This window comes from Kitasatospora sp. NPDC057904 (assembly GCF_042887925.1).
In the GTDB taxonomy this organism is placed as follows: Bacteria; Actinomycetota; Actinomycetes; order Streptomycetales; family Streptomycetaceae; genus Kitasatospora.
In genome coordinates this window covers 298,530-323,604 of record NZ_JBHVOL010000006.1, presented here as the reverse complement: position 1 = coordinate 323,604, position 25,075 = coordinate 298,530, and the positions used below count along the sequence as shown (strand labels likewise).

Annotated in this window: 27 protein-coding genes; 14 read left to right on the top strand and 13 right to left on the bottom strand. The window is 73.4% G+C overall.

Going from position 1 to position 25,075, the window contains the following annotated elements; genetic code table 11:
• Nucleotides 1–28: 28 nt before the first annotated feature.
• Entirely contained in the window at nucleotides 29–454 is a 426-nt protein-coding gene (locus tag ACFVSN_RS18320) for a hypothetical protein (protein WP_387956067.1), read from the bottom strand.
• A gap of 190 nt (nucleotides 455–644) precedes the next feature.
• On the opposite strand from ACFVSN_RS18320, the gene ACFVSN_RS18315 reads away from it, so the two are divergent.
• The 4 genes from ACFVSN_RS18315 to ACFVSN_RS18300 all read left to right on the top strand — a co-directional run bounded on the left by ACFVSN_RS18315 (nucleotide 645) and on the right by ACFVSN_RS18300 (nucleotide 5,028).
• Nucleotides 645–2,864: a hypothetical protein gene (locus tag ACFVSN_RS18315; RefSeq protein ID WP_387956065.1), complete on the top strand. Its 2,220-nt coding sequence runs from the start codon at nucleotides 645–647 to the stop codon at nucleotides 2,862–2,864.
• 167 nt (nucleotides 2,865–3,031) lie between these two features.
• A complete protein-coding gene (locus ACFVSN_RS18310) occupies nucleotides 3,032–3,691 on the top strand; it encodes a 2'-5' RNA ligase family protein (RefSeq protein WP_387956063.1) in 660 nt (219 codons plus the stop codon).
• A gap of 237 nt (nucleotides 3,692–3,928) precedes the next feature.
• On the top strand, nucleotides 3,929–4,747 hold the full coding sequence (locus tag ACFVSN_RS18305; RefSeq protein WP_387956061.1) for an alpha/beta fold hydrolase: 819 nt from the start codon (nucleotides 3,929–3,931) through the stop codon (nucleotides 4,745–4,747).
• Between the two features lie 59 nt (nucleotides 4,748–4,806).
• On the top strand, nucleotides 4,807–5,028 hold the full coding sequence (locus ACFVSN_RS18300; RefSeq protein ID WP_387956224.1) for a contact-dependent growth inhibition system immunity protein: 222 nt from the start codon (nucleotides 4,807–4,809) through the stop codon (nucleotides 5,026–5,028).
• 19 nt (nucleotides 5,029–5,047) lie between these two features.
• On the opposite strand, the gene ACFVSN_RS18295 is transcribed toward ACFVSN_RS18300, so the two are convergent.
• Both ACFVSN_RS18295 and ACFVSN_RS18290 read right to left on the bottom strand, forming a co-directional pair.
• Nucleotides 5,048–5,599: a SecY-interacting protein Syd gene (locus ACFVSN_RS18295; RefSeq protein WP_387956059.1), complete on the bottom strand. Its 552-nt coding sequence runs from the start codon at nucleotides 5,597–5,599 to the stop codon at nucleotides 5,048–5,050.
• Between the two features lie 89 nt (nucleotides 5,600–5,688).
• Nucleotides 5,689–5,814 carry a hypothetical protein gene (locus ACFVSN_RS18290; RefSeq protein ID WP_387956057.1) on the bottom strand — a complete coding sequence of 42 codons (126 nt, stop codon included), beginning with the start codon at nucleotides 5,812–5,814 and terminating at the stop codon, nucleotides 5,689–5,691.
• Nucleotides 5,815–5,982: 168 nt separating this feature from the next.
• Between ACFVSN_RS18290 and ACFVSN_RS18285 the strand changes: the two genes are divergently transcribed.
• From ACFVSN_RS18285 to ACFVSN_RS18275, 3 genes are all read left to right on the top strand, one after another.
• Complete coding sequence (locus ACFVSN_RS18285; RefSeq protein ID WP_387956055.1) at nucleotides 5,983–6,375, top strand: DUF302 domain-containing protein; 393 nt, start codon at nucleotides 5,983–5,985, stop codon at nucleotides 6,373–6,375.
• 11 nt (nucleotides 6,376–6,386) lie between these two features.
• Nucleotides 6,387–7,250 carry a universal stress protein gene (locus tag ACFVSN_RS18280; RefSeq protein ID WP_387956053.1) on the top strand — a complete coding sequence of 288 codons (864 nt, stop codon included), beginning with the start codon at nucleotides 6,387–6,389 and terminating at the stop codon, nucleotides 7,248–7,250.
• A gap of 120 nt (nucleotides 7,251–7,370) precedes the next feature.
• Nucleotides 7,371–7,823, top strand: coding sequence for a universal stress protein (locus ACFVSN_RS18275; RefSeq protein ID WP_380446088.1), 453 nt, complete (start codon nucleotides 7,371–7,373; stop codon nucleotides 7,821–7,823).
• A gap of 85 nt (nucleotides 7,824–7,908) precedes the next feature.
• Here ACFVSN_RS18275 and ACFVSN_RS18270 read toward each other — a convergent pair whose 3' ends face one another.
• From ACFVSN_RS18270 to sigK, 5 genes are all read right to left on the bottom strand, one after another.
• On the bottom strand, nucleotides 7,909–8,673 hold the full coding sequence (locus ACFVSN_RS18270) for a hypothetical protein (protein WP_387956051.1): 765 nt from the start codon (nucleotides 8,671–8,673) through the stop codon (nucleotides 7,909–7,911).
• 226 nt (nucleotides 8,674–8,899) lie between these two features.
• Nucleotides 8,900–9,337, bottom strand: coding sequence for a DUF3574 domain-containing protein (locus ACFVSN_RS18265; RefSeq protein WP_380446085.1), 438 nt, complete (start codon nucleotides 9,335–9,337; stop codon nucleotides 8,900–8,902).
• A 127-nt stretch (nucleotides 9,338–9,464) separates the two neighbouring features.
• Nucleotides 9,465–9,836 (bottom strand): hypothetical protein, encoded by a 372-nt coding sequence (locus ACFVSN_RS18260; RefSeq protein WP_387956049.1) that lies wholly within the window; start codon nucleotides 9,834–9,836, stop codon nucleotides 9,465–9,467.
• A gap of 114 nt (nucleotides 9,837–9,950) precedes the next feature.
• Complete coding sequence (locus ACFVSN_RS18255; RefSeq protein ID WP_387956047.1) at nucleotides 9,951–10,700, bottom strand: anti-sigma factor domain-containing protein; 750 nt, start codon at nucleotides 10,698–10,700, stop codon at nucleotides 9,951–9,953.
• On the bottom strand, nucleotides 10,697–11,281 hold the full coding sequence (sigK, locus tag ACFVSN_RS18250) for an ECF RNA polymerase sigma factor SigK (protein ID WP_380492162.1): 585 nt from the start codon (nucleotides 11,279–11,281) through the stop codon (nucleotides 10,697–10,699). Before sigK ends, ACFVSN_RS18255 begins: the two co-directional genes overlap by 4 nt.
• 363 nt (nucleotides 11,282–11,644) lie before the next feature.
• Here sigK and ACFVSN_RS18245 point away from each other — a divergent pair, with 363 nt between their 5' ends.
• Together ACFVSN_RS18245 and ACFVSN_RS18240 are read left to right on the top strand one after the other, a co-directional pair.
• Complete coding sequence (locus ACFVSN_RS18245) at nucleotides 11,645–12,049, top strand: hypothetical protein (protein ID WP_387956045.1); 405 nt, start codon at nucleotides 11,645–11,647, stop codon at nucleotides 12,047–12,049.
• Nucleotides 12,050–12,277: 228 nt separating this feature from the next.
• Entirely contained in the window at nucleotides 12,278–12,679 is a 402-nt protein-coding gene (locus tag ACFVSN_RS18240) for a hypothetical protein (RefSeq protein ID WP_387956043.1), read from the top strand.
• A gap of 97 nt (nucleotides 12,680–12,776) precedes the next feature.
• On the opposite strand, the gene ACFVSN_RS18235 is transcribed toward ACFVSN_RS18240, so the two are convergent.
• The gene (locus tag ACFVSN_RS18235) at nucleotides 12,777–13,871 is read right to left on the bottom strand and encodes a mechanosensitive ion channel family protein (RefSeq protein ID WP_387956041.1); all 1,095 of its coding nucleotides are present in this window, start codon (nucleotides 13,869–13,871) and stop codon (nucleotides 12,777–12,779) included.
• Nucleotides 13,872–14,210: 339 nt separating this feature from the next.
• Complete coding sequence (locus ACFVSN_RS18230; protein WP_387956039.1) at nucleotides 14,211–14,606, bottom strand: SsgA family sporulation/cell division regulator; 396 nt, start codon at nucleotides 14,604–14,606, stop codon at nucleotides 14,211–14,213.
• A gap of 299 nt (nucleotides 14,607–14,905) precedes the next feature.
• Between ACFVSN_RS18230 and ACFVSN_RS18225 the strand changes: the two genes are divergently transcribed.
• From ACFVSN_RS18225 to dnaE, 4 genes are all read left to right on the top strand, one after another.
• Nucleotides 14,906–15,868, top strand: coding sequence for a SigB/SigF/SigG family RNA polymerase sigma factor (locus tag ACFVSN_RS18225; RefSeq protein ID WP_387956037.1), 963 nt, complete (start codon nucleotides 14,906–14,908; stop codon nucleotides 15,866–15,868).
• A 107-nt stretch (nucleotides 15,869–15,975) separates the two neighbouring features.
• Nucleotides 15,976–16,416 carry an STAS domain-containing protein gene (locus ACFVSN_RS18220; protein ID WP_387956035.1) on the top strand — a complete coding sequence of 147 codons (441 nt, stop codon included), beginning with the start codon at nucleotides 15,976–15,978 and terminating at the stop codon, nucleotides 16,414–16,416.
• 208 nt (nucleotides 16,417–16,624) lie between these two features.
• A complete protein-coding gene (locus ACFVSN_RS18215) occupies nucleotides 16,625–17,083 on the top strand; it encodes an ATP-binding protein (RefSeq protein WP_387956033.1) in 459 nt (152 codons plus the stop codon).
• Between the two features lie 211 nt (nucleotides 17,084–17,294).
• Complete coding sequence (gene dnaE / locus ACFVSN_RS18210) at nucleotides 17,295–20,861, top strand: DNA polymerase III subunit alpha (protein ID WP_387956031.1); 3,567 nt, start codon at nucleotides 17,295–17,297, stop codon at nucleotides 20,859–20,861.
• 66 nt (nucleotides 20,862–20,927) lie between these two features.
• Here dnaE and ACFVSN_RS18205 read toward each other — a convergent pair whose 3' ends face one another.
• Nucleotides 20,928–21,617 (bottom strand): DUF4232 domain-containing protein, encoded by a 690-nt coding sequence (locus tag ACFVSN_RS18205; protein ID WP_387956029.1) that lies wholly within the window; start codon nucleotides 21,615–21,617, stop codon nucleotides 20,928–20,930.
• Between the two features lie 193 nt (nucleotides 21,618–21,810).
• Between ACFVSN_RS18205 and ACFVSN_RS18200 the strand changes: the two genes are divergently transcribed.
• The gene (locus ACFVSN_RS18200; RefSeq protein ID WP_387956027.1) at nucleotides 21,811–23,055 is read left to right on the top strand and encodes a helix-turn-helix domain-containing protein; all 1,245 of its coding nucleotides are present in this window, start codon (nucleotides 21,811–21,813) and stop codon (nucleotides 23,053–23,055) included.
• 24 nt (nucleotides 23,056–23,079) lie between these two features.
• Here the strand turns inward: ACFVSN_RS18200 and ACFVSN_RS18195 are convergent, their stop codons facing one another.
• Both ACFVSN_RS18195 and ACFVSN_RS18190 read right to left on the bottom strand, forming a co-directional pair.
• The gene (locus ACFVSN_RS18195; protein WP_387956025.1) at nucleotides 23,080–23,640 is read right to left on the bottom strand and encodes a hypothetical protein; all 561 of its coding nucleotides are present in this window, start codon (nucleotides 23,638–23,640) and stop codon (nucleotides 23,080–23,082) included.
• A gap of 122 nt (nucleotides 23,641–23,762) precedes the next feature.
• Nucleotides 23,763–24,989, bottom strand: coding sequence for a YhgE/Pip domain-containing protein (locus ACFVSN_RS18190; protein WP_387956223.1), 1,227 nt, complete (start codon nucleotides 24,987–24,989; stop codon nucleotides 23,763–23,765).
• Between the last annotated feature and the right edge of the window lie 86 nt (nucleotides 24,990–25,075).

Genomic DNA, 25,075 nt, shown 5'->3' with positions numbered 1-25,075 from the left:
CCGGTAGACGAGTCCGGGGCGAGGTCGGTCACATGTCTCCCCAGACGGTGAAGAAGAGCACGATGGGGACCACGCTCAGCAGGACGCCGATCGCCTTACCGATCGGGCCGCCGTTCTTCCGGCCCGCGAGGAGCAGCACGAGGCCGGACGGGAAGAAGCCCACGAGGATGGGCAGCGGCATCATCAGCCACGGCAGCGAGACCACGAGCTCCAGGCCGAACTGCAGCCAACCGACGACGAGACAGGCCACGCGGAAACCCCAGCGCCCGGGCACCGCCAGGGGAATCAGCGTGCTGAAGCCGGCCAGGCACCACCTGGTGAGGGTTTCCCCGTCGGCTCCCGCGTGACCCGTCGCGTACGCGACGGCGTAGACCAGCCACGAGGCACCGGCACACGCGGCGAGCCCCCATGGCCGAGGCTCGGCGTAGTGCTGCGAGAGAGATCGCATCATCATCCACCCCCAGGATGCTTTGAACGCGTTCAAGGCTCTTGAACGCGTTCAAAGTAGCACCGCCATCCACCCCGCGAAGACCCACCCCCCACGGGCGGACGACCCTCGCGCGACCCCGCCGGACCAGGTGTCCGAGCGATCCGTGAGACTGGCCAGCGCAAGGACCGGCCATCGCACCACCTCGGGGGAAAACATGCACGACCCGCTCGACGGGCTCGACGACATCGACTGGGCCGCGCTGAACCACGCCTACGGACCCGCCACCGACGTCCCCGGCCTGCTGCGCGACCTCGCATCACCCGATCCGGCCGAGCGCGACCACGCGCTGGACGCCCTGTACGGAGGGGTCCACCACCAGGGCGACGTGTACGACTCCACCCTCGCCTGCCTGCCGTTCCTCTGTGCGCTCGCCGCCGCGCCGGCCGTCGCCGACCGGGGCTCCCTGCTCACCCTGCTCGACAGCATCGGCGAGAGCGCCGCCCGGCGCGCCGAACTGGCCGATCACCTCCCCGACCCGCAGGCCGTCGTCACCAGGGCGCAGGAGACCGGCTGTTGGGGCGACGACCTGGAGCTCGCGTACGGCCTGCTGGCGCGCGAAGCGCTGGAGCAGCGGCTGCCCGGCCTGACCGCACTGCTGGCCGACGCCGAACCGGACGTGCGCGCGGCAGCCGCCGTCCTCCTGGCAGGCCGCCACACCCGACCCGCAACCGTCCTGGACCTCATCACCACGCCGGCCGCCGCCGAGGAGCACGACCCGACGGTCCGCCACGCCCACGTCATCGCCCTGAGCACCCTGGCCGGGCGGCTGAGCGACGACCCGCCGCAGCAGCTGCGGGCCACGCGGGCGCTGGCCGGGCTCGCCGAGCCCGGCCAGGAGCCGGCGACGGAACTGGCCGCGCTCGCCGCCCTCGCCCGCCACACCCCGCAGCACCTGCCCGAGGGCCTCACGGACCGGGCGACGGCCGCCCTGGACCGCGCCCGGCAACACCCCACCGCATCACCCGGCGAGCCCCGCCCCGAAACCGACACCCTCCTCTCCCACCTGCGCACCCTGCAGACCGCGTCCTTCACCGAGGACACCGACGAACTCGTCGCCGAAGCACTCGACGACCTCATCGACGCCCTCGGCGACCGAGTGGCGGAACGTCACCGGCTCGTGCTCCACACACTGCGCCACGGAGACCCGCACAGCCCGCAGGCCGCTGTCGACCGGGCGGGCGACCTGCACAGCGGATGGCGCGTCCCCGACCCGGACGCCGCACGGACCGCCGAAGCGCTGGGCCGGCTCCTCCGCGGCTCCGACCCGCAACTCGCCGCAGCAGCGGCCCAGGAGCTGCGCCTCGGCCGGTTCCCGCTCTCTCCCGACCTGCTCGACACCGCCGCCACGATCGCCGACGACGGCCGGTACCGCACCGGCTGGGGCTGGGAGCGCTACCTGCCCGGCCAGTGCATCCAACTCCTCGCCGCCGCGGGCGACGAACGGGCCGTCGGCCTCCTCGCGCCGCTGCTCGCCGGCCGCTCCGTCCCCGAGGACCTGGCGCTCTACTGCCGCCAACTTCGCCCGCACGCCCACGAGATGCTCTCCGCACTGCTCGCCCGGGCGCACCCCGCGACCGAACGCTGCGAGGTGGACGGCGTCATCGACGACGCCGCCCTGGCCGAAGTCGGCCGGCTCCTCGCCGCCATGGCCGCCACCGGCCACCCGCAGGCGCACGTGGTGATCGGCCCGGTGCTGGCCGCGTGCCTCGACCTCACCCGGGACACCACCGGCTCGCTGCACCGCGGCCTCCGCACGGTCCTGTCCGACCCCGAGGGCCTCGGCCCCGACGCCGAGGACGCCCTGCCCGTCCTGCGCGAACTGCTCGGCGACCCGTACCCCGTCACCCGGGTCGACGCCGCCCGCGCGCTGTGGCACGCCGGACAGGACCCCGCCGAGATCCTGCCCGTGCTCGACGCCCTGATCGCGGACACCGACGACTGGTTCCCGCGCTTCCACGCCCTCGAACTGGCCGCCGCGATGGGCGCGGACGCCGCCCCGCTCGGGGAGCGCATCCGCACCGCCCTCGCCGCCGAACTCGCCATCGAGGAGCACGACCGAACCCTCGTCCGCCTCCTCCTCGCCGCCCGGGCCACCGGACCCGCGGAATCCCGTGCCCGGCCCGACGACGACCTGCTGCGCACCCTGTGGACGCGCAGTCGCCCCGTCCGCCCGCTCATCGCGGCGGCACTGCGGCGCGAGCAGGCCGAGCGCGACCTCCCGCCCGGCTTCCCGGAACTGCTGCACGCCGAACTCGCCGACACCCGCCGCGTCGACAACAACGGCGACCACAGCCGCGGGACGCGGTACGACACCGACGCCGACGACCGCTTCCGCGCCGACTGCCGGGCGCTGCTCGCGGAGCAGCCGGACTGATCGCCGACCGGCGGGGGCTCCGCGGTGACGATGTGCCGGCCAAGGCGAGCGAACGAGCCCCGGATTCCCGGATTCCCGGATTCCCGGACGGCGAGGACACGGCCGTCCGTTTCCGGGATGCTGAAGTCCCCCGAGCTGAAGTCCCCCGAGCCTAGGGAGAAGAGACCGTGGAGAAGTTCGTCCCGAAGTTCCAGGGCGCCCCCTGGCCCGACGGCGCGCGCGTCCTGCACGTCTACGCCGTCCCCGACCAGGCGGCCCACCCCCCGCTGGCCCGCCTGGTGGCCGAGTGCCACGAGGCGATGCGCCCGTTCCCGATCACCCCGCTCGTCGACGGCACGCTGCACTGCACCGTCGAGATGGTCGCCGACACCACGGCCGACAAGATCACCACGGACGAGCGCGACGACCTCCTCGCCGCCCTGCACGAGCACCTGGCCACGGCCGGTCCGCTGGAGGTCGTCGTCGGCTCCCCGATCGCCAACCGGGCCGGCGCCTTCCTGGACGTGTCCCCCGACGACGGCCTCGTCGACCTGCGCGAGCGCGTCCGCGACGCCATCCGGGAGGTGCGCGGCCCCGGCGCCCTGCTCCACAACGGCGGCAGGCACCACATCTCCCTCGGCTACGCCTGGGCCGAGGCCTCCTCGGACGCCCTGCAGACCGCACTCCGCCGGATCTCCCCGAGCCACGTCCCCGTCCGCTTCACCGGGCTCCACCTGCTCGACGTCCTCTTCGAGCAGCGTCCCCGCCCGCAGGGCGAGACGGCGTGGGAACTGTCCTGGGAGACGGTCGGGACCGTGGCGTTCCCCGACCGTCGTTCGACCGCCTGACCCGTCCGCCTCGTCGGCCGGCTGTTCGAGTCCGGCCGGGGGCTGGAGGTCATCGTGGCCGGAGGGACCTGGCGCGGTCCGTGGAGATGGCCAGGACGAGCCCAGGCGAACTGGCCCGCGGCGAGCAGCCGTGACCTGCTTGTATACCCTCTGGCTGGACGGCAAGGCGACCCGCCCCTCCTGAGACGGGTCGCGCCGCCAACTCACCAACCGCACCCGCCTCCTGGAGAACCCGGCATGGCCTGGACCGAGCACACCGTGATACGCGACGACGTCCGCATCTCCTGCCGCGACTGGGGCGGTTCGGGAGCCCCGGTGGTCCTGCTTCACGGGCTGGCCGGCCACGCGGGCGAATGGGACACCATCGCCCGGAGCCTGAGCCCCCGCCACCGGGTCGTCGCCGTGGACCAGCGCGGGCACGGCGCCAGCACGCGCCGCCCCGGAGACGTCTCCCGCGCCGCGTACGTCGCCGACGTCGCCGCTGTCGTCGAACAGCTCGACCTGCACCGCCCGCTCCTGGTGGGGCAGTCGCTGGGCGGCCACACCGCCATGCTCACCGCCGCCGCGCACCCCGACCTCCCGGGCGGCCTCGTCCTCGTCGAGGCGGGAGCCGGCGGCCCGAGCCCGGACGTCCCCGCCGAGATCGGCGCGGCGCTGGAGGCGTGGCCGAGGCCCTTCCCGTCACGCGGTGCGGCGGTCGAGTTCTTCGGCGGCGGTGCGGTCGGCGAGGCCTGGGCGGACGGGCTGGAGGAGCGGGACGGCGGGTGGTGGCCGCGCTTCGACCGGGACGTGATGGTCGAAGCGCTGGCGGAGAACGCCCGGCGCGCCTTCTGGGACGAGTGGACGGGCATCACCTGCCCGACACTGGTCGTCCTTGGCCAATCGGGCATCATCCCCCGGGACGAGACGGAGGCCATGCTCCAATGCCGCCCCGAGACGGTGGCCATGAGCGTCCCCGCAGCGGGCCACGACGTCCACCTGGAACAGCCCGAGACCCTGTACCGGGCACTGCACGAGTTCCTCGAACAGGTCGCCGCGGGGACGATCGACCGATGACCGGCCCCGTGGACCGTGACCGCACCCTTGAGGAGCTGATGACCGGACAGGACGTCTGACTGGCTCATCTCCTGCCACTCGCATGGGAGGTGCTGCGGGACGACCCGATGGCGGAAGGCGACATGTATGCGGGCGATCTGCTGAACACAGTGCTGACCAGGAGCCCGACGTTCTGGAGCGAGCTGCCCGGGCTCGCGCAGGAGCTCGGAGCGATCGTCTCGGAGTCGAGCGACCTGCCGCCGGACCTGATGCAGAAGGCGACAGGGTTCCTGAGCCGGTAGGAGCCCGCTGCGGCCCCGCCTACAAGTCCGCCAGGAACTCGGCCAACGACGGCGCGACCAGGCGACCACCGGGGTGGCCGGCCTCTTGGAGCAGGATCTCGCCGGTGGCGTTGTCGAGGGCGAAGGACAGGTCGGAGTAGGAGCCGGCGACGGGGAACGAGATGGCACCGCCGAACTCCGCCGCCTGCCGCCGCGTGTGTTCGGCCAGGCCGCGCACGGTGCGCTGGAGTTCTGCTTCGTTCCACAGCGTGCGGAGCGACACCGATTCACCGGAGTGCTCCAACCCGTCCACCGGGCCGCACCAGAGGCTGCCGTAGAACGCTGTCACGTCCGGATGCAGCACCCCACCGATGGCGGCGACTGCGGCCTCAAGGTCGGCGAAGTCGGGGGCCCGGTCCATTGGCACGGGCTTCCACCGGATCATGCCGTCGGGGTCGGGCTCCCCCAGCTGACAGGGCGACTGCCACTCGGGGTCGTACTCCACGACGTTCAGACCGGCTCGATCCAGACCCGGCCAGAGTCCGTCGAGAAGCAGGGCGGCGAGCCCGGTCCGCGTGTCGTGCCCGGTCAAGTGAACTCCCCGTCAACGCTCTCGTCTGCACTCGGCACGTGGCACGCTACCGGGCCGGTACGACAACGGGCGCTCGGGGTGAGTGACCGTCAGTAGATCCCGGAGAACCGGTCCCACCAGGTCGGCCGCGCCACGTGGCTGGGGAGCGGGCTCGGTCCTCGGTAGTCGGTCTCGATGAGCTCCTCGGGGATCACCACGTACTGGAGGTCTGCCAACGCCCGGCAGACGGTCGCAGAGGTCGGCGGCGTCCAATTCCGCCTCGGTCGACGTCATCCGCACATTTTGTCGCAACGGCCGTATCCGGATCCACCCGGTTCGCCCCGCGCCGGGAGGCGGTGGGTCGCGGGCCCGTCGATACTGGGCGGGACCCCGAGGAGGAGATCGTGGACTACGGTTTCGGCGTCCGGCTCGGCCGGCCGTTCGCGGAGGCGGTGGAGGCCGTCACGGCCGCGCTCAAGGAGCAGGGCTTCGGTGTCCTGACCACCATCGACATCCGGGCGACCCTCCGGGAGAAGATCGGCGAGGAGGTCGAGGACTACGTGATCCTCGGTGCCTGCAACCCCTCCCTCGCCCACCGCGCGCTCCGGGCCGACCGGCGGATCGGGCTGCTGCTCCCGTGCAACGTGGTCGTCCGGGCGGACGGTGACGGCGCCGTCGTCGAGGCCGTCGATCCCCAGGTGCTGGTCGCGCTCGCGGGGCCGGACGGTGGGCTCGGCGAGGTCGCGGACGAGGCCGGCCGGCGACTGCGTGCCGCGCTCGGCTCGCTGCGGGACTGAGGGGGCCGGCCGTGAACGCTCCCGTGGTCGTCGGATTCGACGGTTCGCCCGAAAGCCTCGCCGCCACCGAATGGGCCGTCCGCGAGGCGCAGCGCCGCCGGTGTCCGCTCACGCTCCTCCAGGCCTGGCCCGGGCCGCATCGGGATGTGGCGGGACGGGACGAGACCTTCCGCCGCGCACAGGAGCAACTCGCCTCCCGGGAAGCGGAATTGAGCGAGATGGCACCCGGGGTGGCGGTGACCGCGTCGCCGGTGTCGGGTGACCCCGTCGAGGCGCTGGAGGAGGCCGGCCGAACCGCCGCCCTGCTCGCGCTCGGCTCGCACGGCCTCGGCACCATCCGCGGGTACCTGACCGGCTCGGTGAGCCAGGAGGTGCTGCGCCGGGCGCCCTGTCCGGTGGTGCTCGTCCGCGCGCAGGCCCCGGGCGCACAGGGAGGCGGGTCGGACGGTCCGGTGGTCGTCGGGCTCGACCTGGCGCACCCTGCGGAGGACGTGCTGGCGTTCGCCTTCGAGGCCGCCGCCGTCCGCTCGGCGCCGCTGCGGGTCGTCCACGTGTGGTCCCCGCCGGCCGGGACCGAGTACATGTCCTACGGCGCCATCGGCGGGCTGGAGGGCGAGATCTCCAGCGTCGAGCGGAACGGGCTCGCCAAGGCCGTGGAGGTCTGGCGGGCCCGTCACCCCGAGGTGACCGTGACCGCCGACCTGGTCCGGGGCAAGGCGGCCGTCGAGCTCGTGGACGCGGCGGCGCCGGCCAGGCTGCTCGTCGTCGGCCGCCGCGCCCGGCACACGCCCCTGCGCCACCACCACCTGGGGCCCGTCGCGCACGCCGTGATCCACCACGTCCACTGCCCGGTCGCCGTCGTCCCGTACGGCTGACCCGGCCGGCGCCCGTCACCCGGGTGGCAGGCCGTACTGGCGCCGGCAGGGGACGGCACGCACGGTGGACGAGGGGCTCCAACGGTTCACAGGACGGTGACGGTACAGGTGGCGACACAGATGAACGCGCACGATTCCGCTCCCCGCGTCGTGGTCGGCGTCGACGGCTCGCCGTCGTCGCACGCCGCGCTGCGCTGGGCCCTCCGGCACGCCACCCTGATCGGCGGCGTCGTGGACGCGGTGGGCGCCTGGGAGCCGCCGAGCCACATCGGCTGGTCGGCGCCCGTGGTGGACCACTCCTTCGACCGGGAGGTGGCCGAGAAGCGGTTCGCCGACGAGCTCGACCGCGTGCTCGGCGACCGGGTGCTCGGCGAGGGCCGGACGGTGGAGGTGCGGCGGACGATGGTGATGGGCGACCCGTCCGACGTGCTCCTGAACGCCTCCCGGGGCGCCGAACTGCTCGTGGTGGGCAGCCACGGCCGCAGCGGCTTCAGCCGCGCCCTGCTCGGCTCGGTCAGCACCCGCGTGACGCAGCACGCCACGTGCCCGGTGGTCGTCGCCCGCGCGCACTGACGGGTCTCGGAGCTCCCCCGTTGCCGTGCGGCGGGCCCGCCCGACCAGGGCCTCGCGTCGGAGCAGCCGGTCGGGTCGCGTGCGATCAGTCGGTGTGGTTCGGCCCGTGCGGATCGGTCCACCGGGCGGGCCCGGTGAGGCCGATCAGCCGCAGGCGGTGAAGCAGGTCGTCCGGGGCGCCGATGGCTCTCAGCCGGGCAGGGGCGTGGCGGGTGAGCCAGGCGGTGAGGACGGCCACCATACCGTCCTTGTCGTCGTGCCAGGTCCACCAGGGCAACTCGTCGGCGAGCAGGTCGTCGCCCCACTCGTCGACGGCCTCCGCGAGGCGACGATCGGCCGCCGGGTGGTCCAGCGCCTCCCAGTCGTCGAGCCAGGGGCTCAGTTCGCCGGACGCCTCGACGCACAGGACGAGGGTCCGGGGCGCGTACGCGCCGGGGTCGGGGGTGACGAGGGTGTGGGCCCAGAACGCGTGCAGGAACTCCCGAACGGCCGCGGCCTGTTCCGGGGGCCACGCCTGCCAGTCCGCGCGGGCGAGGACAACCCCGATCTCGTCCCGGTACCGGTACGACTCGGACCGGCTGTCGACGACGGCGCCCGCGAGCTGGGGCAGGATGCGGCGAAGCACGGCTCCGGGGTCGCCCCACCCGGGGATGTGCCAACTCCGCCGGAGGAGGTCGGGATCGAGCACAACCCCGGGCACCTTGAGGAGGGCGAGCTCCTCGGCGCTGCCCCAGTGGCACTCGCAGTTGTGCTCGTCGGGGAGCGCGACCGCGCCGCGGAAGGCGTCCGCGAGGCCCTCCAAGGCGGCGTCGAGGCGCAGCCTCGCCCGGTGGACGTGCATGTCGGTCATGGGCGTTCGCCTTCGGGGACTCCACCGGCCTGCGCCTGGCGAAGATCGCCACGCTACCAGCCGGGAAGCGCCCCCCTCCCGGCGGGCTCACCATCTCCCGGCCTCGGGGCGGACCTTGGGCCGGATGACGCGGGGGCGCACGGAAGCTCACCCCGCGTCTGCGGCTGCTCCGTCCGGACAGCGCCCGCGCGCGGTCCGGACGGCCTCCGGCGTGTCGTGGCGCGGGCTAGAACGAGGCCCTCACCGACTCGTCGACGCGGCCCACGGCCTCCTGTTGGAACCGCTGGTCGTAGGCCCGGCGGATCTCCTCCACCGCGGCACCCGCCGTCCGCGCGGCGGGCAGCGGGTACAACAGCGTGACCAGGTAGGACCGTTCGTGCTCGATGACGCCGTGGCGGTCGCGGTACTGGCCCCGCCCGTCCTCGATGGTCAGGCCGTCCGGGAAGCGCGGCGTGATCTCCGAGTCGACGAAGGCCTGGAACTCCTGCTCCGTGACGGCGGGACCGCCGTCGGGGCGCTCGGTGCCGAAGAACAGCTCGGTGCGGGTGTACGGATCGTGCGGTGCGACCGGCGCACCGGCCGCGCCGGCGACGGGGGCGAGGGTCGCACCCGTCACCAGCAGGGCGGCACCGGCGACCACGCCGGCCCAGGTGTTGGTCTTCATGCCGTGGTCAACGCCCGGCCGGGACGCGCGATGCGCCGGTTCAGCCGTACGAGCGGTGACCGGCCGCCGGGACGGGCCCGTTCGCGCGAAGCCGCCCACCTGCATGCTGGACGGCACGGCAACGGGATCAGCTCCGGGCCACCCGCAGCGCCCAGAGCACCAGCGGCACCTGCAGCGGGAGCCGGGCGACGGCGGCGGTGCGCAGCGGCGCCGGGCGGGTGCGCCAGTCGCGGGCCATCTGCACGTTGGCGGGGAGCACCGCGACGAACAGCCCGGCGGCGGCCAGTGCACCAACGCGGCGGGTGCGCGGGTGCGCGACGGCGGCGCCGACGGCGAGCTCTGCCAGGCCGCTCAGGTGGGTCCAGGTCCGGGGGCTGCCGGGCAGGGCACGCGGGACGATCGCGTCGAACGGGCGCGGGGCAGCGAAGTGCGCCACCCCGGCGCCCAGCAGCAGTCCGCTCAACAGGCGGGCGGATCGGGCGGATCTGTCGGCGGGCATGCTGCTCCTCGGGGTGCTCGTCGGCGGGCCCCGGCGGGGAAGGCCTCCCGGGGCTACCGGAGAGTAACCCCGACGGGGCTGCGGGCGGAACTCCCTGTCGAGGCTTGCCCGGCCTCACGTGAACGACAGCAGCATGACCGGCGAGCCGCTCGGGTGGGCGGACCCGCCCGCCGGTTCGACCGTCACTCCGACGCCCGTCGCCCCGCCCAGCGGCCCGGACAGCACCAGCGAACCGTCGCCGCCCGGCAGCAGCCCCGCGGGGCGCATCGTCCCGGCGTCGTCGAACCACAGCTCGTACGTCCTGCCCCCGGCCGGGGTGGGCATGCCGGTGGCGAGGAAGGCTGCCTGGCCGCGGCCGTGCGACCACACGACGGTGCCCACGCCCGCCCCGCCGGCCACCGTCCCGCTGGCTGTACGGGCATCGGGTGCCGCGAGGAGGTCCGCGAACCGGTTCTGCTGCTGCTGGACGGCGGCGGCCCGCGCCCGTGCCTGGTCTGCCTCCCGGTGCTGCTGGACGGCCAGACCGCCGGCCCCGGCCGCGACGGCCAGGCACGCGGCGAGTGCCACCTTCGGCCAGGCTCGACGCAGCCGGCCCGGCCCGGGGCCCGCCGGCTGGACGGGGGCGGTCCGCGGGGCCTCCTGCCGGATGGCGGGCAGCGCGGCCATCACCCGCGCCTTCATGGCCTCCGGCGGCACCACGGACTCCGCCGCCCCGAGCCTGGCCAGGGTCGCGGCGAACTCGGCCACCTCCTGGGCGCAGGCCGGGCAGTCGGCCAGGTGCCGCTCGAACGCCGAGCTCTCGGCCGGGTCCAGCGCGTGCGCGGCGTACGCGCCCGTCAGCGTGTGCAGGTCGGCGACGCTCATGCCCCCACCCCCAGGCAGTCGCGCAGGCGGATGAGCCCGTCGCGCACGCGGGTCTTGATCGTGCCCAGCGGCACGCCGAGCACCTCGGCGACCTGCGGGTAAGTGAAGCCGCGGTAGTACGCCAGCGTCAACGACTCGCGCTGCAGTTCGGTCAGCACGCGCATGCACCGCCGCACCTGCTCGCGTTCCAGCCGGCCCTCGACCTGCTCCGCGACCTCGTCGAACACCGGGGCGTGGGCGGCGGCCGCGGCCCGCCGGTCGCGGTCGGCGGCGGCCTGCGCGGCGCGGACCCGGTCCACCGCGCGCCGGTGCGCGATGGTCAGCACCCACGGCATCACCGCGCCGCGTTCGGCCCGGTAGCGGGCGGCGGTCCGCCACACCTCGAACAGCACCTCCTGGGCGACCTCCTCGGACTGCGCCGGGTCCCGCAGGACGCGGCGCACCAGGCCCAGCACCGGCCCGGCGACCGCGTCGTACAGGTGCGAGAACGCGTCCTGGTCCCCGCGCGCGACCCGCGCGACCAGCTCCCCGAGGTCCGGTCCCGGCCGTCCCGGCCCGGACAGGTGCACGACGGCGCTCATCCGGCCGCGCCCCGGTGACGGCGGGCGGGCGGCGGGCCCAACGGGCGGACGGCAGGCATGGTGGACCTCCCAGGGGCCCCGCCGGAGAGGGGCCCGGCAGGGCGGAGCGGAACGGACTGGCACCCGTCCTTCGAGGCTGGCACGCGACCGGATTGGCCCGCATCCGAGGGCGCCGCCGCCTGTGCGGGGTTGTACGGAATTCGTGACTCCACACGCCGCTTCGGCCAGCCTTGAGGCGGAACACCACGGGCGCGACCGGGCCCGGCCGAGGCGACCCGCCGCCCGCGCCAAGTCCCGGGGCGCGACCGTGAGTTCCCGATGCGAGAAGCACGGACCGACCACTCCCATGCCGAAGGAGCCCCTGTGAAACTCCGTCTCGCCGCGTCGGCCGGGGTGCTGGCGCTCACCGCGACCGCCACCCTGTTCGCCGCCGGCACCGCCTCGGCCGACAACGGCGGCTGCCGGTCCCCGTACTACGCCGACGGCGTGCTGACCCAGTCCTGCATCAGCTCGGAGGGCGGACGCAACATCCGGGCCGCCGCCTACACCATGGACCACGTGCACAACAGCATCCACCTGTGCGTCAAGATCGTCGACGGGGCCGGGAACCAGTACGGCGGCACGGCGTGCAGCCCGCAGGACGCCTTCTACGGCTCGGTGTACGGCTACCTGACCCCGGTGCCCCCGGGCAGGTACTACGCCGTGGCGTGGTTCACCGCCCCCGGTTACTACTACGCCGGCGAGTCCCCCGCGATCGACGTCTCCTGAGCAACGGGACGTCCCCCGAGCACGGGCACCGGCATCCACGGGGGTGACGTCGGCGCCCGCCCGGCCCGCCCTGCGCCGCTGCCCGGCGCGGGGCGGGCCTGTGTTCATCCGTTCGGGTGATCGATGGGCCACGGCGTGTGATGCGTACGCGTCGGGGAAGGGACGGGAACGGCCCAACGTGCCCGCCGTGGGCGGGACTTCCGATGATGCCCCGATGGAGACGAACCCATGACCGACAGCCAGACCGTCACGTCCTCAGCCGTCCGCAGCGGGAGCCCGGACTCGGCAGTCGACCGCGTCGCCGACTTCTACGGCGCCTACATCGACGCCGTGTCCGACGGCACGGACGACCTGTCCGACGAACTCCGCGCCCACTGCCTCACCGAGGACTTCCGCCGGCGCCTGGCCGCGTGGGAGGAGGCCAACCACGCCGACGGCGTCCTGCGCGCCCAGGACGTCCCCACCCGCTGGGAGGTCCGCTACCACGACTCCGGCGCCGGCCACCTGTTCACGACGGTCACCCTCACCTGGGGCACCGGCCCCGACGCCGGCCACACCCGGCTGGCCGTGCAGAGCGACCTGAGCACCAAGCTGATCTCGGACATCGAGGACGGACCAGCGGATTCCTGAACGACACCCCCGGGCAGTCCTGGTCTCCGAGCCACGGCCGGCCGGGTGTGCGGCACGCGTCCGGCCCGTGAGCGGCCGCCCACGGGCCGGACGTCGGTCACGTGGTGTGAGGGCCCCGGGCCGGGCCCGGGGTGTCGACGGACTCCCGCGCGTCCGGGCGGCGCCCTGCCGCGTCCCCCACGGATATGCGCGGCAGGGCGTACGGATGCTCGTCCCGCAGGTAGCCGATGAGGTGCTCGCGCAGGGCGCAGCGGAGCGCGAACGCGTCGTCGGCGTCGGCCGCCGTCGCCAGCGCGCGGACGACGATCGTGGTGGGGGTGGTGTCGACCACCTGCAGGGCGCTGCCCTGGCCGTCCCACAGGTCGCTCTTGGCCAGGAAGTCGTCGAACTCCTGCCGCAGCAGCCCCACCGGGGCGTGGTGGTCGAGGTGGAGCAGCGCCGTGCCGGTGATCCGGCTGGAGCGGCGGGACCAGTTCTCGAACGGGCGGCCGACGAAGTAGGACATCGGCATCACCAGCCGTCGCTGGTCCCAGGTCTCGATCACCACGGCCGTCAGCGTGATCTCCTCCACCTTCCCCCACTCCCCGGCCACCACGACGACGTCCCCGATGCGCGCCAGGTCGCCGAAGGCCATCTGCACCCCGGCGAAGACGTTGGCGAGCGTGCTCTGCGCCGCCACGCCCGCCGCCACGCCGACCAGGCCCGCGGAGGCCAGCAGGCTCGTGCCGACGCCGCGGACCTCCGGGAAGGTCATCAGGACGGCACCCAGCGTCGCGACGGCGACGATCGCCTGGCAGATCCGGCCGAGCAGGCCGACCTGGGTCCGGGCGCGCCCGGCCCACACCGGGTCGCGCCGGTGGACGGCGATCCTGAGGGCGCCCTCGGCGAGAAGCGCGACGAGGCGGCCGCACAGCCATCCGCCGGAGGCGATCGCGAGGATCACCGCCAGGTGCCGCAGCCCGGCGCGGGCGGCGGGCGGCGCGGCGATCCACGGCTGCGCGGCGGCGAGCACGAGGCACGCCGTCAGCGCCAGGACCGGCCGGCGGCAGCGGCGCACCAGGAGCGGCACGCCGGCCGGGCTCCCGGGGACCACCAGCCGCCGCGCCACCGCCTGCACCACCCGGTCGAGGCCGTAGGTGACGACGGCGGCGGCGACGCCGGCGACGGCGAGGCGGAGCAGGCTCCACCACATGTGCCGGTCTCCTTTCTGCGGCGACGGGTTCGAACGGGCCGAACGGCTGGTTCAGTCGGGCGGCTCGGGCGGTTCCGGGTGGCCCGGCCGCGGCCCGGCCGGTTCGGGCGGGGGCCACAGGGGGTCCGGATCCGGGAGCGGGTCGGGCGGGGGCTCGGGCGTGCCCGGCGACGGCGGAGGGTCGGGCACCAGGGGCGGGCCGGGCGGCCGGGTCGGATCCGGCGGCGCCAGGGGCTCCGGCGGGAGTGGCGGCGGTGGCGGGAGGCCGGGCTCGGCGGGGGTGAAGGCCATGGGTGACGTCTCCTCTCCAGCGGGGGGGGACCGATCGATTCGGTCCGGTCAGGCGGCCAGCAGGTCCTTCAGCTCCCGGTCCCAGTCGATCCGGGTGTGTTCGAGCCCGGGCGGCACTATCCGGGCGGTGGCGGCCAGGAACCGGGCGACGGCGTCGGCGGAGGCGGCGAGCAGGGCGACGCCCTCGTCGTCGGCGAGCGCGATCAGCACGTAGGCGTCGTCGAACGGGGCCACGTGGACGTCGCCCTCCCCCGCGGGACCGTGGAGGCCGGCGGCGAGCAGGTCGCGCGAGAGCGTCCACGCGGCGTCCGGCTGGAAGTCCGCGAAGTCCAGCGCCACCGCGTGCGGTTCGTCGGACCGGTAGGACCAGCCGACCTCCAGGAGCCGGCTGCGTTCGTCGCCGGTCATCAGTCGCATGGTGATCCGGGCGGCAAGACGTTCCATGGGCGTTTCCCCTTTCCCGGGTTCCTCGGGCCGGGACGACCGCCGGCTGTCCCGGCCCCTGTGTGTGGTGTCCGGCGGTCCGGCGCGTCCGCCGTGACCGCTCGGCTGCCCCGGTTGCCGCGGTTCATGCCACCGGATCGGAGAACCGCCCGGGACACCCGAGAATCCGCCGCCGAGGATCCGCCGTCGAGGATCCGCCGTCCCCGGCCGTTCACGCGATCCTCACACCGGCCACCGGCATGGATCCGGACTCGGCGGGTACCCGGGGACGGACCGTACGCCGAGGGGAAAGGACCGACATGGCCACGACCAGTGACGAACTCCTCCACCGCGCGACAGGCCGGGCTCCGGACGAGGCCCCGGCGGTCGGCGCGCCCGGAGACCCTCGCGCCGCCACCCCCGCGCTGGACTCCCCCACGCTGGACTTCCCCGCACTGGACTCCCCCGGACTCGACGGCATCCCCGGGCTGGACGGCATCGACGACCCCCGGCACGTCGCGCCCGCCGACGCGCGCGAGCTGACGCGGGTGCTGCTGGTCCGGTTGGCGGCGCTGGAGGAGGGCACCCGCGAGTACTCCTACGTGCGCACCACGCTGATCGAGCTCAACCTGTCGCTGGTCCGGTTCGCGATCCGCCGCGTGGGCAACCACCGGGAGCCCCTCGAAGACCTCGTGCAGGTCGGCTCGGTCGGCCTGATCAAGGCGATCGACCGCTTCGACCCCGACCACGGCGCGGAGTTCACCACCTTCGCCCTGCCGACCATCCTCGGCGAGATCCGCCGCCACTTCCGCGACGCCACCTGGGCCGTCCACGTGCCGCGCCGCCTCCAGGAGCTGCGCATCACCCTCGCGAAGTCCCGCGACGAGCTGTTCCAGCGCCTGGGCCGGGCGCCGACGGTGCCCGAGATCGCCGCACACCTCGCCCTGTCGGAGGAGGAGGTGATCGAGGGTCTCGCCGCCGCCAACGGCCACACCGCGGGCTCCCTGGACGCCCCCGCCACCGAGGGGCGGCAGGAGCCGAACCCGCTCACCCAGCGCCTCGGCGAGGAGGACCCGCGGTTCGCCACCGTCGAGGACCTGATCGTCCTCAAGCCCCTCATCGCCGCCCTGCCGGAGCGTGACCGGCTCATCCTGTCGATGCGCTTCGGCGAGGACCTCACCCAGTCCCAGATCGGCGCCCGCCTCGGACTGTCCCAGATGCACGTCTCCCGGCTCCTCAACCGCCTGTTGAAGAAGCTCCACGCGGACCTCACCGCCCCGTAAGCCGGCCCCGCACTCCCGCGACGCCGCGCACGCCACCCACGGCCTTGGCCGCACCCGGGTGGCGTGCGTACGCTCGTGGAGCACACCCGTGGAGGGGAAGCACGACGATGCCCGCAGAGCAGACGATGCCCGCAGAGAACGAGCCCGCGACCGTGCCGACCACCGCGTTCCCCGACCCCTTCCAGGCGGGCTCCCGCCCCCGGCCCGACCTGGTCGTGCACACCCGGCACACCGACACCCGGGCGGCCGTCTGCGCGCTGGCGGGCGACCTCGACATCGAGGGCCTGGAGCCCGCCAGGAACGCGCTCGACGACCTGGTGGCCCGGCGCCCGCCGCTGCTCGTCGTCGACCTCGGACTCGTCGACTTCTGCGACTCCTCCGGCCTGAACCTGCTGTTGCGGACCCGCGTGGCGGCGATCGCCTCGGACGTCGGGTTCCGCCTCGCGGCGCCGTCCGCCACCGTGCTGCGGCTGCTCGAACTGACCTGCGCCGACAGCGTCTTCTCGCTCCACCCGTCCGTGGACGCGGCGCTCGCCGCACCGCTCTGACCGGCGGCGCAGATCCCGCCCCGACCCGGCGCGGTCGAATCCGGTCGACGGCGCGCATGATCCGCCCACGGCCGGGAATCCGAGCAGACGAAGCACGACCAAGCACCTCCAAGCACCTCCAAGTACGACCAAGCACGACGAATCACGACCAAACGCACGGAAACAGACGAAACGGACCACGACGCCGAAGCCGAAGGGGACCCCGCACATGACGACCAGCCGGGCAACCCTCGACGACGACCGGCCGGGCACCGGCCCCACGCTGCCGCCCGGCGGACAGCGCCGCCGCCTGCACCTGGCCGGGCAGCCGAAGCCCGTCGCCCGCGCCCGGGCGTACGCCGCGCAGGCCGTCGCCGACTGGTCGTGGCCGACGGGCGGCTCCGGCGCGGACGACATCGTGCTCCTCGTCGCCGAGCTGGTCGCCAACGCCCTGCTGCACGCCGGCGGCCCGGTGGACCTCGTCCTCGACGCCTCACCGGCCCGTCTGCGCATCGAGGTCACCGACCGCTCGACCACCCTGCCCGAACCGCGCCTGCCCCACCGCCCGGGCGTGCCGGGCGGGCACGGCCTCTTCATCGTCCGGAACGCCGCGACCCGCTGGGGCGCCCAGCCGCACCCCGGGGGCAAGACGGTCTGGGCCGAGCTCGACGCCGCTCCGCCGCGGTGACGTCGTAGCCGTCCCCGTGCGGCGCAACTACCGTGCCCTGAAGCACTAGTGACCCGAGCACCGCCCTGTCAAGGCAGCGGGAAGGATCCGTCAAAGTATCCGCCGCGGACGCCCCGCCCGGCGCGTCGAACGCTCCGACCCGCTAGCCTGGACCGCTTGTTCCCCCCGCGTTTCCCGCGGTCCCCGAGATCCCTCCGAGGAGCACAGCGCCGTGTCCGACAGCTTCGCGCACCTGCACGTCCACACCGAGTACTCGATGCTGGACGGGGCGGCGAAGAACGGCAAGCTGTTCGCCGAGGCGGAGAGACAGGGCATGCCCGCCATCGCGATGAGCGACCACGGCAACATGTTCGGCGCGTACGAGTTCTTCCACGCCGCCGCGAAGACCGGGGTGAAGCCGATCATCGGCATCGAGGCGTACGTCGCCCCGGCCTCGCGCTTCCACAAGAAGCAGGTCTTCTGGGCGCCGGGCGGCCAGCGCCCCTCCGGCGCCGACGGCGAGGGCGGCAAGGACGTCTCCGGCGGCGGCCGCTACACCCACATGACCATGTGGGCGCAGAACGCGACCGGCCTGCGGAACCTCTTCAAGCTCTCCTCGCTCGCGTCGATGGAGGGCTACTACATGAAGCCCCGCATGGACCGCGAGCTGATCGCCGCCAACGCGGGCGGCATCATCGCCACCACCGGCTGCCCCTCCGGCGAGGTGCAGACCCGGCTGCGGCTCGGCCAGTACGACGAGGCGGTCAAGGCGGCCGGCGCCTACCAGGACATCTTCGGCAAGGAGAACTACTTCCTGGAGCTGATGGACCACGGCCTCGACATCGAGAAGGACGTCCGCGAGGACCTCCTGCGCCTGGCCAAGCAGCTGAACATCCCGTTGCTCGCCACGAACGACTCGCACTACGTGACCGCCGACCAGGCCGACGCCCACGACAGCCTGCTCTGCGTCGGCGTGGGCAAGAACAAGGACGACCCGAACCGGTTCAAGTTCCAGGGCACCGGCTACTACGTCAAGACCGCCGAGGAGATGCGCGAGCTCTTCCGCGAACTGCCGGAGGCCTGCGACAACACCCTCGCGATCGCCGAGCGCGTCGAGTCGTACGAGGAGGTCTTCACCTACGTCGACCGGATGCCCCAGTTCGACGTGCCCGAGGGCGAGACCCAGGCCTCCTACCTGCGCAAGAAGATCGAGATCGGGCTGCAGCACCGGTACGGCGACAGCCCGAGCCAGGAGGTGCTGGACCGCATCGAGCTGGAGATGGGCGTGATCACCCCGATGGGGTTCGACGCCTACTTCCTCGTGGTCGCCGACATCTGCCAGTACGGCCGGGACAACGGCATCCCGGTCGGCCCCGGCCGAGGCTCGGCGGCCGGCTCGATGGTCGCCTACCTGACCGGCATCACCCAGCTGGACCCGCTGGAGCACGACCTCCTCTTCGAGCGCTTTCTCAACCCCGAGCGCATCAACCCCCCGGACGTCGACATCGACTTCGACGACCGCCAGCGCGACCAGATGGTCCGGTACGTCACCGAGAAGTACGGGGCCGCCTACACGGCCCAGGTGAACACCTTCGGCACGATCAAGGCCAAGGCGGCCGTGAAGGACGCCAACCGCATCCTCGGCTACCCGTTCTCCATGGGCGACCGGATCACCAAGGCGATGCCGCCGGACGTCATGGGCAAGGGCGTGCCGCTGGCCGACCTGTTCGACGAGAAGCACGCCCGGTACAACGAGGGCACCGAGATCCGGGCGCTGTACCAGAACGAGCCGGACGTCAAGAAGATCATCGACACCGGCCGGGGCATCGAGGGCCTCATCCGCGGCACCGGCGTGCACGCCGCGGCCGTCATCCTCTCCTCGACCCCGCTGCTCGACCTGATCCCGCTGCACATGCGGGACAAGGACGGCGTGATCATCACCGGCTTCGACTACCCGTCGTGCGAAGCCATGGGCCTGATCAAGATGGACTTCCTGGGCCTGCGGAACCTGGGCATCATCGACCACTGCATCAAGATCGTGAAGGCCAACCGGGGCATCGACGTCGACATCGAGAAGATCCCGATCGACGACCCCACCACCTACCAGCTGCTGGCCCGCGGCGACACCCTGGGCGTGTTCCAGCTCGACGGCGGCCCCATGCGCGCCCTGCTCAAGCTGATGAAGCCCACCGAGTTCGCCGACATCTCCGCCGTCTCCGCGCTCTACCGGCCCGGCCCGATGGGCATGAACTCGCACACCAACTACGCGCTGCGCAAGAACGCCCAGCAGGAGATCATCCCGATCCACCCCGAGCTGGAGGAACCGCTCAAGGACGTCCTCGGCCCCACCTACGGCCTGATCGTCTACCAGGAGCAGGTCCAGCGAGCCGCCCAGGTGCTGGCCGGCTACTCGCTCGGCCAGGCAGACCTGCTGCGCCGCGCGATGGGCAAGAAGAAGAAGGAGGTGCTGGAGAAGGAGTTCGTGCCCTTCCACGCGGGCTGCAAGGAGCGCGGCTACTCCGACGAGGCCATCCAGGCCGTGTGGGACGTCCTGGTCCCGTTCGCCGGCTACGCGTTCAACAAGTCGCACTCCGCCGCGTACGGCCTGGTCTCGTACCAGACCGCCTACCTGAAGGCCAACTACCCGGCCGAGTACATGGCCGCGCTGCTCACGTCCGTCGCCGACGACAAGGACAAGATGGCGGTCTACCTGGCCGAGTGCCGGCAGATGGGCATCAAGATCCTCTCCCCCGACGTCAACGAGTCGGTGGTCGACTTCACCGCCGTCGGCAGCGACGTCCGCTTCGGCCTCAAGGCCGTGCGCAACGTCGGCGTGCCGGTCATCGAGTCCCTGGTGCGCACCCGCACGGAGAACGGCAAGTACACCTCGTTCCCCGACTTCCTGGACAAGGTCGAGCTGGTCGTCTGCAACAAGCGCACCGTCGACTCCCTGGTCAAGGCGGGCGCCTTCGACTCCCTCGGCCACACCCGGCTCTCGCTCAGCAGCGTCCACGAGACCGCGATCGACGCCGTCACCGGGGTGAAGAAGCAGCAGGCCATCGGCCAGGACGACCTGTTCGGCGCGATGGACGCCGGCGACGGCGACGGCCCGGGCATCGGGCTGGACTTCCAGCTCACCAACCAGGAGTGGCCCCGCCGCCAACTCCTCGCCCTGGAGCGCGAGATGCTCGGCCTGTACGTCTCCAGCCACCCGCTGGACGGCGCCGAACACATCCTCTCCCAGAACCGCGACACCTCGATCGCCGAACTCCTCGGCTCCGGCCGCTCCGAGGGCGAGGTCCGCCTCTCCGGCCTGATCACCGGCGTGGACCGGCGCATCAACAAGGCGGGCAACGCCTGGGCGATCATCACCCTCGCCGACCGCGACGGCTCGGTCGAGGTGCTGTTCTTCCCGGCGACCTACAACCTCATGGCCGACCAGATGATCGAGGACAACGTGATCTCGGTCCGCGGCCGCCTCAACGAGCGCGACGGGTCGCTCAGCATCTTCGGCCAGGAGATCAGCACGCTCGACGTCTCCTCCGCCGAGCTCGGCACCAAGCCGCCGGTCCAGATCACCGTCCCGGTCTCCCGGCTCACCCCCCAGGTGGTCGCCGAGCTCAAGCTCGCCCTCCAGGCCCACCCGGGCGACGTCCCGGTCCGGCTGCTGACCACCAACTGGGACAAGAACACCCTCTACGAGCTCGGCTTCCTGGTGAACCCCGACAACGGCCTCGCCTCGGACGTCAAGACCCTCCTCGGCAACCGCGCCTGGGCGGGCGCGGCCGTGCGGGCCTGAGCCCGGTCGCCTCCGGCGGGTCGTCCGACCGGCCGGAGGCGACCTGTCCGTCGGGCGGTGGCGCCGTCACCAGGAGGTGGCGTCGTCCAGCGACTGCTGCCAGTAGGTGACCTTGAGGGAGTCGTCCACGTAGACGCCCTTCTCCGGCAGCGGCGGGTGGGCCCCGGCGCCGACGCTCCCGTTGCCGGAGGGGCCGCGGAAGTAGACGACCAGGGACGTGGCGGTGCGGCCGTTCGAGCCGTTGGTGCCGTCGGTGGAGGACAGGTCGACGGACGCGTAGCCGGACTCGCCGGGCTTCAGCGTGACGACGGCCTGCGGCTTCGACTCGGCGATGACCGGGGGCACGGACTGGTCCTCGCCGAACCGCACGGCCGGGTAGCCGTGGAGGTAGCAGGTGCCGGGGCCGGTGTTGGTCACCGTGAGCAGCAGGTGGTTCACCGGGCGGTTGAGCGGGGCGGCGACCGTCTTGGTGTCGGCGGCCTGGCAGGTGGTCGGGGCGGCGGGCGCGGAAGACGCGGAAGGCGCGGAGGTCATCGGCGCGGGGGTCTTCGGAACGGCGGCCGGGGTCTTGCCGGCCGCGCCGACGGACGTGGGAGCCGCCGGCGAGGCGGGTGCGGTGGCCCTGAGCGACGGGCCGGTGGACGTCGCGATGTCCCCGATGTCCCCGTTGTCGTTGCACGCGGCCAGCGAGAGGGCGGCGGCCACGACGGTCGCGGCGACGGTGATCGGACGGGTGCGGGAGGTACGGACGGACATGTGGTCGCGCCCCTTTCGGCATTCGGTCGGACGGTGCGTCCATCGGATGACCGAAGCCTGCGGAACCGTCCGTCCCAGCCGCCACGTCTGACGGGGCGATAGGTAGGGTGGAACGGCGAACCGGGCTCTGACCAGCGCGACTTGGACGAGCCCGGAACGCCGGAACGGGACGCGGGGGGATCGGAGGGGACGGGTGTCGGAGGGCACGGGGACCGCGGAGGCGGAGGACTTCGCGCGGTTGCTGAGCGGACTCAAGACCCGCTCGGGACTGAGTTACGGAACGCTGGCCAAGCGCCTGCACACGAGCACGTCGACGCTGCACCGCTATTGCAACGGCACTGCGCTGCCCAACGAGTACACGCCGGCGGAACGCTTCGCACGGGTCTGCCGGGCGACGCCGGAGGAGCTCGTGGAACTGCACCGGAGCTGGATCCTCGCGGACGCGGCGCGGGCTCGTCGGAGTGCCCCGACCGCACCTCCCGAGGCCCACGCGGAGCCGACCGTCGACGAGCCGGCCGTCGACGAGCCGGCCGTCGAGGCGGCGGCGGAGTCCACTCCGCCACGGCGCCGCCGGAACGCGCTGATCGCCTCCGCCGCGGCCGTCGCCGTGCTGGCCGCCGCGGTGATCGTCGTGCGTCCCGCGATCTGGGGTGCCGACAGCGATGCGGACGGACGGCAGGAGGCCGGCGCGACGGTGTCGGCTGGTCCGGCGGTTCCGGCTACGGCGGGTACGGCTGCCGCACCGGAATCCCCCCTCCCCGTCCCCGTCCCCGCCGCCTCCACCGCCGCGGCCGCCGTCACGCCCGCGCCGCCGAGCCCCACCCCCACCCCCACCGCCGAGGCGCCGGCGCCGCTCACCGTCGGCATCCGCCCGTACGTCTACGCCGACCCGTGCAGCCAGCACTTCCTCGTCAACAGCGCGCCCGCCCAGGTCGGCCCGCCGGCCACCGAGCGCGACGCCCCGCGCTGGGCCGCCGCCTACAGCGCGGTCTCCTCCCGCGAACAACAGGTCGCCCTCACCGTCCAGGGCACCGGAGCGGACACGGTCGTCCTGGAGGCGCTGCACGTGCGGATCACGGCCAAGGGCGCACCGCTCGCGTGGAACGACTACTCGATGGGGGTCGGCTGCGGCGGCGAGGTCGGGACCAAGTCCTTCGACGTCGACCTCGACCGGGGCAGTCCCGTGCTCGGCGGCCAGCGCGAATTCCCGTACAAGGTGAGCGCGTCCGACCCCGAGGTCTTCTACGTCACCGCGCACACCAAGGCGCACGACGTCCGCTGGGACCTGACGCTGGACTGGTCCAGCGGCGGCCGCCGCGGCACCGTCCACATCGACAACGGCGGCACCCCCTTCCGCACCAGCGCCGACGTCAACCGCCCCGGCTACGACTACCCGCTGGGCTACACCGACTGGATCAAGCGGCGGCTGGACGGCTAGCACCGGTCCGGCACCGCCCGGCGGTCACTCGCCGAGCTCGAAGGTGTCCGTCGCCACGCGGTACGGCCCGGAGGCGGCGGTCGAGGCCGGGTTCACCAGCACGACGAAGTCGGCGAGCGCGTCCTGCGAGGGCTTCCCGTCGACGGTGCTCCCCGGCTCGGCCTCCCAGTCGATCAGGTGGACGACCACCGAGTGGTCGCCGTCCGCCAGGTCGAGCCGAACCGTGTCGGGCCACGGCTCACCGGCGACGGCCTCGATCCCGCTGAGGCAGGCCACGCCCTGCGAGCGGAGGAGGTACGGTTTCGAGGACACGACGACGTACGTCGACTCGCGCTCGGTCAGCCGGGCGTCCGCGGCTGCGGAGCCGGCCCGGACCACGACGCCGAAGGCGCCGTCCGAGCGGATGTTGATCGGCACCAGCGCCCCGGCCCGGATGTGCCGGAGCCGGCCCTCCTCCTCCGACAGCTCCGGCTCCCAGCTCGCGTGGTCGACCACCCCGGAGAACGCGGCCGGGCTCCACAGCGCGAGCATGCCCGCGTCGGTGGCCACGGTCACGGGAGCGGCGTCGGGCCGGGGGTCGCTCATCGGGTTCTCCAAGATCCACGCAGCCCGAACCGGTCGGCACCGAGCCGGGCCATCCTGTCAGGGAGCCGGGCCGGCACTCGCCCCGCCCCCTCCTTCCGGACCCGTCACCGGCGACGGTCCGGTCAGGCCTCCGCCGGCGGCGCTTCCACCGGTTGCGGGGTGAGGCGCTTGAGGCCCTTGCGGTCGTAGTAGCGCGTCATCGCGAAGCCGAAGGCCAGGGCGGCCGCGAAGCCGACCGCGATCATGATCCAGGCGCGGGTCAGCCCGGCGTCGGCGCGGGCGTCGAAGTAGAGGATGGCCCGGACGCCCGCGCTGAGCTGCCGCATCGGTTCGAAGGCGCCCAGGAAGCGGTAGAAGGCCGGGGTGGCCTCCAGCGGGATGGTCGCCCCGGAGGAGGGCAGGGCCAGGGCGATGAAGACGAACATCGACACCAGTTGCCCGATGCTGCCGAACGCCGCGTTGATGGCCTGGACGCCGAGGCCGACGGCGAGGCAGGCGCAGTAGGAGAAGATCCACAGCAGCGGGATGTGCGAGGCGTCCATGCCGAGCACGACGACGCAGGCCACCATGACCATCGACGTGGTCAGCACCGAGATCCCGGCTGTCATCACCATCTTCAGCACCAGCGTCCGGGTCCGGTCGATCGGGACGGTGGGCCGGCGGGTGTGCCAGGGGCCGATCTCGCTGTCCGCGTAGCCGAGCGCGGTGTCGACGCCGTTGTGGACCAGGTTTCCGCCGATGAACCCGGCGAGCACCAGCAGCAGCGTGTAGTAGAACGCGCTCAGTCCGAGGCCGCTGTGCCTCCCGATCGGGTGGCCGACCTGCACCACCACTGCGACGGGATCGGCCAGCAGCAGCCGGGTGGTCGCGTCGGCCCCCGTCGCGGCCAGCTGTTTCCCGATGGTCAGCGAGGCCTGGTGGGCGGCGTTCTGGTTGATCTGGGACGCGAGCGAGGAGCCGAGGCTGCCCACGCCCGGGTTGGTCAGCACGGTGATGGTGGGCCGCGACGTCGCACCCGACGTGGTCAGCGCCCCGACCGAGGCCGTGAAGTCCTCCGGGATCACCAGCACGCCGTAGACCTTGCCGGAGGCCAACCGGTCCTGCGCCTCGGCCCGCCCGACCTGCCGCCACTCCACCGAGCCCGCGGGCGAGGCCGCGACGACCGCCCCCGTCACCTGCGCCCCGAGGTTCTGCTGCTGCCCGGGCAGCGGCGCGCCGGTGTCCGCGTTCACCACGGCGACCGGCAGGCGGTGCAGGTTGCCGTTCGGATCGAGGATGCTGCCCATGTAGAGCAGCGACAGCCCCAGCGCGACCAGCGCCGCGAGCACGGACGGGACCAGCCACAGCATCGGCCGTCGCAGCAGGGCGCCGACGCGCACCTGCGGGCGGGCGCCGTGGGACGGGGCGTTCGGGGAGGGCACGGTGGACCACGCTA